Genomic DNA, 5,946 nt, shown 5'->3' with positions numbered 1-5,946 from the left:
GCCACCCCGTGCTCAGCTCCGCGGTCCTGCTGGACGGCGACCGGGATTGGATCAGCCCCACACTGCGCCGCCCGCTGCGGGTGATGACCCGGGTGAAGGCGGACCGAGACTGCGCCAGCGTCGCGGCGGCCTCCGTGCTCGCGAAGGTGACCCGGGACCGGGAGATGCGCGCCGCGCACGAGCTCCACCCGCACTACGGCTGGCAGAGCAATAAGGGCTACGGGGCGAAGGCCCAGTACGAGGGGATCGCGGCGCACGGGCTGACCGAGATCCACCGCCGCACCTGGATCAAGAACGCTGGTTGAGCCGGGCTCGCACCCCCGCACGGAAGCGTCTAGGATAGGGAAGATATGAACGAGGATGAGCTAGACGACTACGAGCGCGAGGCTGAGCTGTCGCTGTTTCGGGAGTACCGGGACATCGTTGGCCAGTTCCGCTACGTAGTCGAGACCGAACGCCGCTTCTACCTGGCGAATGAGGTGGATCTCAAGCGACAGGACGCGGGGAACGACTTCTATTTCGAGCTCACCATGAGCGACGTCTGGGTCTGGGACGTGTACCGGGCCGATCGCTTCGTCAAGTCGGTTCGCGTGCTGACCTTCAAGGACGTGAACGTCGAGGAGCTCAGCGCCCGCGAGTTCAAGCTTCCCCGGGAGCTCGCCCTCGACGAGTAGCGACCCCGTGCGGATCTGAAACGCCGTTCGGCCCACCGGGCCGGGCGGCGTTTTTGCGTCCCTGCCCTGCCCTGCCCGGGTCGAGGCGAGGCGGGGCGGGAAACCCTGGGTCGTCGCCCCGCCCGCAACGGGCCACACCGACGCAGCTTCCCACCAGCTCTGCACAGATCCGGTCCCGCGGCCCACCCCGCCGTCCCGCCCGGAGAGGCTGGATGCGGAGGTTCACATGACGCAACGCACCGCAGCAACACCGACCGCACTCCCGCCCCGAGCGGGGCCCGAGCGGACACGCACCGGCCCACCGCCCGGCCCACCGCCCGGCCAACCCCTCGGGCTGCCCGGCGGCGCCCGGTCCGGGGCGCCCGAGAAACGCGCCTCGCGCCGATCGGCCACCGGCTTCCTCGGCGAGGAGCTCGCGTGTCGCTTTCTCGTGGATCGGGGCTATCGCATCCTCGCGCGGAACTGCTGGTTCCCCGGCGGGGAGCTGGACATTGTCGCGAGCCGCGACGGGGTCATCGCGGCGATCGAGGTAAAAACGCGGAGCACCGCTGACTTCGGTGCCCCACTGAGCGCGGTCACCACGGCGAAGGTGCACCGGGTCCGGCGACTGCTGCTCACCTGGGCCAGGCAGAACGCCGGGCTCGGCCGCCGCCTCCGCGTCGAGGCCATCGGGATCACCCTGCGCCCGGGCCGCGAGGCCCGAATCCAGCATCTGATCGGGCTCGCGTGAGCGTGTCGACGGTTGCCCGGGCCACGGCGATCGCGCTCAACGGGGTCAGCGGGGAGGTCGTGCAGGTCGAGGCCGCCGTGTCGGTGCAGACCCCGGGCATGGCGATCATCGGTCTCCCCGACACCGCGGTGGCCGAAGCAAAGCAGCGGGTCAAGCTTGCCGTGCAGCACTCCGGCTACGCGCTCAGTGAGCACTTCCTCACCGTGAACCTGTCTCCGGCCGCGCTGCCCAAGCGCGGCACCGGATTTGACCTCGCCATTGCCCTCACAGCCCTCGCCGCCTCGGGGGAGGTGCCCGCGGACACACTCGCGGAGACCGCGCACGTCGGGGAACTCGGCCTGGACGGCAGCCTGCGGCGGCCGCCCGGCCTCCTCAGCGCCGTTGTTGCCGCCCAGGAGCACGGCTTTCGTCGGGTCCTCGTTCCCGCGGACAGTCGCGAGGAGGCCGCGCTCGTCGCCGGGGTCGAGGTGGTGGGTGCCCCAAACCTCACGGCCGCGGCGATGTGGCACGGGGCGGATGCCCCGGCGAAGCCCCCGCCCGGGGCAGCGGCTGAACGGGGGATTGCCCCCGCGTCCGCGCCAGCGCCGACGGCGCGCGGCTCGGGCGCTCCCCCCGGCGGCGGGCCGACGACCGAGCCGGGGGAGCGCGCCCCCGGCACCGACGCGAATCTGAGCGATGTTGTGGGCCAGCCAGCGGCCATCGAGGCGCTGATCGTTGCCGCCGCCGGCCGGCATCACCTGCTGATGATCGGGCCTCCCGGGGCCGGGAAGACCCTCCTCGCGAGCCGGCTCCCCGGGATCCTGCCGCCCCTCGGCCCGCGCGAGGCCCTCCGGGCGAGCGCGATCGCCTCGCTGGATGTGCGAGAACCCCTGCGCGAACTGCGCCGCCTGCCACCGTTCGAGAGCCCGCACCACACGGCGACCGCCGCCGCGCTGATCGGGGGCGGCACGGGCGCGGACATTGTGCCCGGCGCGGTCACCCGCGCCTGCCACGGCGTGCTCTTTTTGGACGAGGTGGCCCAGTTCCAGCCCGCGGTGCTGGACGGGCTGCGGCAGCCGCTGGAATCCGGGCGGGTCGACATCGTGCGGGCGCGTGGCCGCACGCGGCTTCCGGCGGATGTGCAACTGGTGCTCGCGGCCAACCCCTGCCCCTGCGGCTTCGCCGGGGTGCTCGACGGAGAGCGGCAGTGCGAGTGCCCACCCGCGGCACGCAGGCGGTACCTGGCCCGCGTCTCCGGGCCGCTCGGCGATCGCATCGACGTGCGGATGGTGCTCAATCGTGTGAGTCGGCTCAGCCGGGAACCCGAGGCCGGGGCAACCGTGACGACCGAGGAGGCGCGCGAGCGGGTCAGCCGGGCCCGACGGAGAGCCGAGCACCGACTCTCGGGCACCCCGTGGCGGGTGAACGCCCAGCTCCCCGGGGCGTGGCTGCGCCACCCCCGGCACCGGCCGGAGCGGAGCGCCACCGTGGTGCTCGACACGGCCCTCGCCCGCGGGGGCCTGACCCTGCGCGGCTACGACCGGACGCTCCGGCTGGCCTGGACCGTCGCCGACCTGGCCGGGGTCGATCGGCCGGGGCGGCCCGAGATCGCACAGGCGCTGGCCCTGCGACTCGGTGAGGCACCGTGACCGAGGCGGCGGCGGAGACGGCCGCTGTGCGGGAGCTGGCCCTCAACGCCGAGGAGCGCTCGCTGCTGGCGGCGGTGCCAGCAGGCGGCGGGCCGACGGAGCCGCCGACCGCCGAACCCGAGCCGGGGGAGCGCTACGCTCGGGTCGTCTGGTCCCGGCTGGCCGAGCCCGGGGACGGGGTCGCCGGGCTCCTCATCGGGGCGCTCGGGGCGAGCGGGGCGCTGCGCGCGGTCATCCGGGCGGGCGGCCCGGGGGAGCTCGCCGAGCGGCTGAGCGATGCGCCCGAGACCCGCCGGGAGCTGCGCCGACGGCTCGGGCCCGCGCTGGAGCGCTGGCGGCCTCGGCTGAGCCGGAACGAGACCGCGGGGGATCTGCGGCGGGCGGCCTCGGCCGGGCTCTGCACGGTGGCCCCGGGGGATGCGCTGTGGCCCGCCCAGCTCGACGACCTCGGCGTGCACGCTCCTGCGCTGCTCTGGTGCCGCGGGGAGCCGGCGCTGCTCAGGACCCGGAGCCTCGCCGTGGTGGGGTCCCGGGCCGCATCGGCCTACGGGGAGCACGTGACCGGCGTCCTCACGGAGGCGGCGGTGGTGGAGGGGGTCACGATCGTCTCGGGCGCGGCCTACGGGATCGACGGGGTCGCCCACCGCACCGCGCTCGCCTGCGAGGGGCCAACGATCGCGGTGCTCGCTGGCGGCGCGGACCGCAGCTATCCGCGGGGACACGAGGACTTGCTCACCCGGATCCGCGAGCGCGGGCTCGTCTGCTCCGAGCTCGTGCCGGGGCAGGCCCCCACCCGCTGGCGGTTCCTGCAACGCAACCGGATCATTGCGGCCCTCGGCGTCGCCACCCTCGTGTGTGAGGCGGGGCGGCGCTCGGGCTCACTCAACACCGCGGGCCACGCCGCGGAACTCGGCAGGCCCCTGGGGGCCGTGCCCGGCCCGATCACCTCGGTGGGCTCGGCCGGGTGCCACCGCCTGTTCCGCGAGCGCGGCGCAGAGGTGATTGGCGGGGTGCCGGACCTCCGGGAACTGCTCGGCGCGGGACGCGACGTGGCGGCCGAGGCGGGGGAGGACGACCCGGCGGCCCCGATGAGCGCCTCGGCGGAGCAGCGCCGCGTGCTTGACGCGATGCCCGGGCGCGGCGTCGCCGACGCGCTCGGCCTCGCCCGCCGCTCCGGGCTGAGCCCGGCCGAGGTCGCCCGAACCGCGGCGGAACTCGTCACCCTCGGCGAGCTCGTCGCACACCAGCGCGGCTGGCAGCTGCCCTGACGCGAGGTGTGAGCCCGGCCGCTCCTCGGCGCGACAACGGCGGCCGAGCGGCGACGCCAACGGAAAACGGTGCCCGCTCCAGGGGAACCTGCCTCGGGTGACGTCATCGTCGAACTCGATCCGGAGCCAGATCATTGGGCGGCGAGGGCGGCTCCCCACAGCGTGGCACGCTGCAGTTCACCGTCCAACAGCGGCCCCGCGGTGCCGCCGACGGTGAAGTCCTTGCGGCCCACGAAGATCGGTGCCAGTCGGCGCAGCTGTTTTTCAATGACCTTCGCAGCCGACCCGGAGAAGAACCCATCGGTTACCGTCGCGAATGCACCGACCCGCTGCCCCTCGAGGCGGGGAAGCGCGGCGAGCCACTCCGAGATGCCCGATGCGGTGGGGCGACCGCCCTGGCGGCGTGCCTGGTGCCGGGTACCGGCAGTGGGGAGGCCCATGCTGTGCGTGGGGGAACCGATGAGGACGAGATCGTACGGTTGCAGCGAGGGTGCCTCGGCAGGCTGCGCGAGCACGACCTCCGCCCCGCGGGAACGCAGTCCGTCTGCGATGGCATGCGCGATCTGTTCGGTATTGCCGAAATGGGTCTCTAAGACGATCAGGGATTTCATGAGTGTTCCTCACGGTCGGGGAGCTGGGGCGAATGCTCAGGCGATGTCGGCACCGGGGCCTTGGCAGCGTTCTTCACCTCCGTCGCCCTGGCCGTACCGTTTGGTACTCGAAGTACCAAAGCGTGGGTAGGCTATCCGCATGGCTCAGAACGCGCAAGAACGATCTCGGAGGCGGCCACGGTTCTCGGATGCCGAGACGGAGGAGCGGATGCTCCAGGCCGGGCTGCACGTCGTGGCACAGCGCGGGCTCTCGCTCAGTGTCGACCATCTGCGTATGGAGGACCTCATCCAGGCCGCGGGTGTTTCCCGGACATCTTCGTACCGACGGTGGCCGACAAAAGATCTTTTCGCCGCGGATTTGCTGGTCCGACTCGCCGGGGCGACGGACCTCTCGGGTGAGATCCCCGGCCTCATCGACGCCCTCGAATCGATCCCGACGGAGTTGCTCGGTCGCCTCAACACGTCGCAGGGGCGGCATGACCTGATCGTGGAAATCGTTCGCGTCATGGTGGAGACCGACTTCGCCGCGATGCTGCTCTCCGCCGAGTGGAAAGCGTATGTCGCCCTGAGGGCGGCCTACCTGGGGGTGCTGGGCGGGGACCTCCGAGCCCGGGTGGCCGATGCCCTCTCGGCAGCTGAGCGCCGTGCTACGCGTCACCGTGCAGAGACGCTCACCGCGGTGACGCGCCTCTTGGGGTACCGCCTGCGCCCGGATGGCGCCACCACGTGGGAGCAACTCTCCCTCACCCTGAACGCCGTCGCGACTGGCCTGCTCATCCACGCCTACGCCGATCCCGCCTCAGTGACCGAGGCGACGCAGCGACAGGCGTTCGGCTCGACTCGGCACGCTGCCTGGAGCTCGGCGACCTCCGCCGAGGCGGGCATTCTCCTGGGTGCCATCGAGCCCGACCCCGATCAGGAGTGGACTGCTGCACGCGTCACGGCGCTCAGAAGCCAGCTCGCGGATCCGCTGGTCTCCGTCGACGCTGTGCGTTCTCTGCGTGACGCCTCAGATCTGTGAACGTGACTCGTTCC

General features: G+C 72.6%; 6 protein-coding genes and 1 pseudogene. 6 read left to right on the top strand and 1 reads right to left on the bottom strand.

Features of this window, described 5'->3' with window-relative positions:
• The 5 genes and pseudogenes from OOT08_RS01180 to dprA form a co-directional block, all read left to right on the top strand.
• Nucleotides 1–305 (top strand): annotated as a pseudogene (locus OOT08_RS01180) (ribonuclease HII); the annotation flags it as partial.
• A 45-nt stretch (nt 306–350) separates the two neighbouring features.
• Nucleotides 351–674 (top strand): DUF2469 domain-containing protein, encoded by a 324-nt coding sequence (locus OOT08_RS01175; protein WP_325090753.1) that lies wholly within the window; start codon nt 351–353, stop codon nt 672–674.
• A 226-nt stretch (nt 675–900) separates the two neighbouring features.
• Nucleotides 901–1,404: a YraN family protein gene (locus tag OOT08_RS01170; RefSeq protein ID WP_325090752.1), complete on the top strand. Its 504-nt coding sequence runs from the start codon at nt 901–903 to the stop codon at nt 1,402–1,404.
• Nucleotides 1,401–3,032, top strand: coding sequence for a YifB family Mg chelatase-like AAA ATPase (locus tag OOT08_RS01165; protein WP_325090751.1), 1,632 nt, complete (start codon nt 1,401–1,403; stop codon nt 3,030–3,032). Before OOT08_RS01170 ends, OOT08_RS01165 begins: the two co-directional genes overlap by 4 nt.
• 26 nt (nt 3,033–3,058) lie before the next feature.
• The gene (gene dprA, locus OOT08_RS01160) at nt 3,059–4,300 is read left to right on the top strand and encodes a DNA-processing protein DprA (RefSeq protein WP_325090750.1); all 1,242 of its coding nucleotides are present in this window, start codon (nt 3,059–3,061) and stop codon (nt 4,298–4,300) included.
• Nucleotides 4,301–4,431: 131 nt separating this feature from the next.
• Here dprA and OOT08_RS01155 read toward each other — a convergent pair whose 3' ends face one another.
• Nucleotides 4,432–4,911: a flavodoxin family protein gene (locus OOT08_RS01155; protein WP_325090749.1), complete on the bottom strand. Its 480-nt coding sequence runs from the start codon at nt 4,909–4,911 to the stop codon at nt 4,432–4,434.
• A gap of 139 nt (nt 4,912–5,050) precedes the next feature.
• On the opposite strand from OOT08_RS01155, the gene OOT08_RS01150 reads away from it, so the two are divergent.
• Nucleotides 5,051–5,932: a TetR/AcrR family transcriptional regulator gene (locus tag OOT08_RS01150; protein ID WP_325090748.1), complete on the top strand. Its 882-nt coding sequence runs from the start codon at nt 5,051–5,053 to the stop codon at nt 5,930–5,932.
• Nucleotides 5,933–5,946: the final 14 nt, after the last annotated feature.

Source organism: Leucobacter sp. M11 (genome assembly GCF_035726885.1).
GTDB lineage: Bacteria > Actinomycetota > Actinomycetes > Actinomycetales > Microbacteriaceae > JAPFRB01.
The sequence above is the reverse complement of the archived record's forward strand: the minus strand, read 5'-3'. Positions and strand labels throughout refer to the sequence as shown.